This is a genomic window from Exiguobacterium sp. s64, assembly GCF_018618035.1.
GTDB lineage: Bacteria > Bacillota > Bacilli > Exiguobacteriales > Exiguobacteriaceae > Exiguobacterium > Exiguobacterium mexicanum_A.
In genome coordinates this window covers 1-1,686 of sequence record NZ_JACSLH010000022.1, presented here as the reverse complement: position 1 = coordinate 1,686, position 1,686 = coordinate 1, and the positions used below count along the sequence as shown (strand labels likewise).

Below are 1,686 nucleotides of genomic sequence, written 5' to 3'. Positions count from 1 at the left end.
TGATATGCTCCCCAATAAGTAGACAGATGAAATAACAAATCTGTTTATCTGATTGGGGAGTGTTTTTTTATGACGAGAAGTCGACATACGATCGAACAAAAACTGAGCGCGCTGCGCATGATGAATCAAGGCACATATACCTGGAAGGAAATCAGGGAGGCACATGACGTCTCTATGGACACCCTTCAGTTATGGAAAGTAAAATTCGATACCGGCGGTATTGACGCGTTGAAGCAATCGAGGACATGGAAGCCCTACACCAAGGAACAGAAGATTGCGGCGGTCCGTGACTATCTCGGTGGTCTCACTAAACTAGAGACACTCTCCAAACATCAAATCAGTCACTGGTCTGTTCTTCACAGATGGATTAGGAAGTATACTAGTCATAGCGAGTTAACAGATTCGAGAAAAGGGATGGGTCTAGCTATGACAAAAGGAAGAAAAACTACATTTGAAGAGCGCTTTGAGATCGTGAAATACTGTTTGGAGAATGGTCGCAACTACCAGCAGACCGCGGAACAATATCAGGTATCCTATGCCCAGGTCTATGGCTGGGTCAAGAAGTATGACACGACCGGGGCCGAAGCGCTCCTAGACCGCCGTGGGCGTACGAAGCCAGAGGATGAACTAAGTGAAGAAGAGAAGCTGAAACGTCGTATCCAGCAAATGGAGCTTGAGAACGAACTTCTTCGTGCGGACAACCTGTTCCTAAAAAAGTTAGAGGAGATCGAGAGGAGGTCGTGATCAGCCAGGTACGGCTACAGCAAAGATATATCGCCATCAAAGAATTGAACGAAGAGGAAGCCCTCTCGATTGTGCTCCTCTGCCGGGTCGCCGGCATCTCACGGGCGGCCTATTACAAATGGTTGAATCGCACCATATCGGTGCGTCAAGAAGAGAACGAGAAGCTCCTGGAGGACATCCGTCTACTCTATGATCAGGCGAACGGGACATACGGGTACCGTCGGATCACGATGACCATCAATCGGTTACGCCGGCAACAAAGCTTGTCCCCGTTCAATGAAAAGCGAATCTATCGTTTGATGCATAGCCATGGGATTCAATCGATCATCCGCCGGAAGCGGAGGAAACATAAGAAGTCAACGCCACAGCATGTGGCCGAGAACTTGATGAACCGAGAGTTCAGCGCGGCCCGGCCGGACGAGAAATGGTGCACCGACGTCACCGAGTTCAAATACGGTGCCGGAAAGAAGGCGTACCTTAGCGCGATTATCGACCTGTACGACGGCTCAATCGTCGCCTATCGTGTCGGGAAGTCCAACAACAACGGGCTCGTCTTTAAAACGATGATGCCAGCCATCGCGCGTCTACGTACAGGAGCGAGTCTGATGATCCATAGCGACCGAGGGTTCCAATACACCTCGAGAGGGTTCAAACGCATGGTAGAGGACGCGGGACTGACCCACAGCATGTCCCGCGTGGGACGCTGTATCGACAACGCCCCAATCGAGAGTTTCTGGGGCACCCTGAAAGTGGAGATGTACTATTTGCGTGAGTTCCAGGCCTATAGCGAACTGACGAAGGCAATCGAGAACTACATAGCGTTCTACAACCACGACCGTTTCCAGAAACGACTAAACGGCCTGAGTCCTGTCGAATACAGGTCTCAAGCCGCCTAGGTTGGTTTTCATTATTTACACTGTCTACTTGACGGGGAGCAGTTCA

At 50.3% G+C, this 1,686-nt stretch carries 1 protein-coding gene; it reads left to right on the top strand.

The window, feature by feature from the left end; translation table 11 throughout:
• The first annotated feature begins 69 nt into the window (after positions 1–69).
• Positions 70–1,640 (top strand): IS3 family transposase gene (locus KNP64_RS14655; protein WP_138858676.1). Its coding sequence is split into 2 segments (ribosomal slippage): positions 70–709 and positions 709–1,640, totalling 1,572 coding nucleotides; the frame shifts between segments, so codons are not numbered across the junction.
• Positions 1,641–1,686: the final 46 nt, after the last annotated feature.